The following is a 1,198-nucleotide window of genomic DNA, read 5'->3' on the forward strand; positions in this document are numbered from 1 at the left end:
CGATCGACGCTGTGGTGCAATTTTCATTCCTATGTCTCTCTCTTTAAATCACCGAAATACTAAGCCACATGGGAAGATCCGCAGAACAGCTCAGACGTGGGACGAAGAACGCTTCCACAGATGAACTGTGCGCTTCCGGAGTCGGATTCCGCAAATGGAATGAAGTACACTTCTTCCTATTTTGAAGTCAATTCTTCCCGGCGCACTGGATGCGGTGAAAGTTTCGGTTATCTTCAGTTTCATGGCTTGGCTGAAAAACCGCATACATGGTCGCTTTCTGAACCGGATGCCGGTGAAAGAAGCCGACGTTGTTCAGCTTGCACCGGGTCAAATGAACTTTCGCACAATCGAGATCTGGGGCCGCGACGCTTTTGTCCTCAAGATTGCAAGCGACGCCTACGCGTCCTTTACCGCACGGCCGCATCCCGGCTGGATCGGATTTCTTTTACCTGTTTCGTGGACTGGTGTATTTCGGATGAACGGGTATCGGCACCAACCCAACCAAGCCTCCTATCTGGACGGCACCCATGACTACACCGTGGCCTGTCAGGAGTCATTCAGGCTTCTGGTCGGTGTCAGACGAAACGTGATGAACGCCGTCATTACGGAAATCTCGGGAACCGTAGATATGGATTTTCTGTCGGGGAGTCGCGTTTTCGGCGATTGCGCGGAGTGCGCGATGGAACTGGAAGAGATGATTGCTTCCCTGCAAGCGGATACCCAGAAAAATGCCGAAACCTTTGAAGGCATGAACCTGTCAGAAGACCAGGAGCGCGCCGTCGTTGCACAGATGGCAAATTGGCTTTTGGAAAAGATGGAGAAACCTACGCCTGCCTGGCTTGGGCAAATCGAAGACTATCACATCACAACAACGGTCAGAGATGCGATTAGAACCCGCCCCATCAGTGAACATGTGCAGCTGGACGATCTCTACAAGATCGCGGGCGTCGGTAAGAACCGGCTGCATCAGAGCTTTGTTAACGTTTACGGCGCGCCTCCGGTGCGTTACCTGAACATGCGGCGTGTGTGGCGCGCGCGGCAATTCTTGTTGGACCCCACAAACACAGATTGCAAAATCGGAGATGTCGCATCCCAATTCGGCTATCCGTCAAGCGGACGGTTTGCGAAAAACTATCAAGACGTCTTCGACGAGTTGCCAAGCAATACAGTCAAACGAGCAAAAAGCATGGCGCGACGC

The 1,198-nt window shown here is 52.5% G+C and carries 1 protein-coding gene; it reads left to right on the plus strand.

Annotation, left to right across the window (positions count from 1 at the left end; genetic code table 11):
• Positions 1 to 181: 181 nt before the first annotated feature.
• On the plus strand, positions 182 to 1,198 hold a 1,017-nt coding region (locus G0Q06_RS14180; protein ID WP_163967423.1), incomplete at its 3' end, for a helix-turn-helix domain-containing protein.

It is taken from the genome of Oceanipulchritudo coccoides (assembly GCF_010500615.1).
Classification (GTDB): Bacteria; Verrucomicrobiota; Verrucomicrobiia; order Opitutales; family Oceanipulchritudinaceae; genus Oceanipulchritudo; species Oceanipulchritudo coccoides.